1 protein-coding gene is annotated in these 644 nt (G+C 60.1%); it reads left to right on the plus strand.

Going from position 1 to position 644, the window contains the following annotated elements; genetic code table 11:
• Window positions 1-55: 55 nt before the first annotated feature.
• On the plus strand, window positions 56-589 hold the full coding sequence (locus D183_RS26490; RefSeq protein WP_081613348.1) for a hypothetical protein: 534 nt from the start codon (window positions 56-58) through the stop codon (window positions 587-589).
• Window positions 590-644 lie beyond the last annotated feature (55 nt).

The following is a 644-nucleotide window of genomic DNA, read 5'->3' on the forward strand; positions in this document are numbered from 1 at the left end:
ACGCCGCTTCGCGGCGCGGCTTAATTCAGGCGTTAGCTGCTAAGGAGAGTTTATCGTGGCCTTGAACTATGAAAATCTCGACTCTCGCACCCGGGAGAACATGTCATCAGAGATCGCGCACGATGTCGCTAGCGGGGTCTTATACATCAGTAGCCGCCTTACCGCAGAAGGGGCCAAAGCATGGCCTGCCCTTCTCGCCCAAGCCGCAGACTCTCATGACGACTCATGGCTTGCGGCTCAGTTGCAAGCTAGGGGTTATCTCAGGTCGCACGAGGAGCGCCGAACACCAAAAGGCGGCGTGACCGTCGCAAAAGTTCCCGTAACCGCGAACACCACGCTCGCAGAAGGTGAGTTCAATCGCTTCTACGCTCGTGGGTTGTGTCAGCGCGCCATCGCTGACGGGCAGCGATCCGTCGTCGCCTATCGAGCCAGGCACTCAGAAAACCCTCGTCCCGAGTCCGAGGCAATCATTGGAAAGCACCTTGAGCCCGATGCCTTGCTGCAGGACCTTCGGACATCGTCCGGCGTGGAGCCGGCGCTTGGCCTGCCGCCTGGACCCAATTCGGGGCTGTCGGTCAGGCTACCGTGAACGCAGCTAACAACTCGTTCAAGCCGACGCCGCTTTGCGGCGCGGCTTAACTCAG

Origin of the sequence: Xanthomonas sp. SHU 199, assembly GCF_000364665.1 — a bacterium.
In the GTDB taxonomy this organism is placed as follows: Bacteria; Pseudomonadota; Gammaproteobacteria; order Xanthomonadales; family Xanthomonadaceae; genus Xanthomonas_A; species Xanthomonas_A sontii.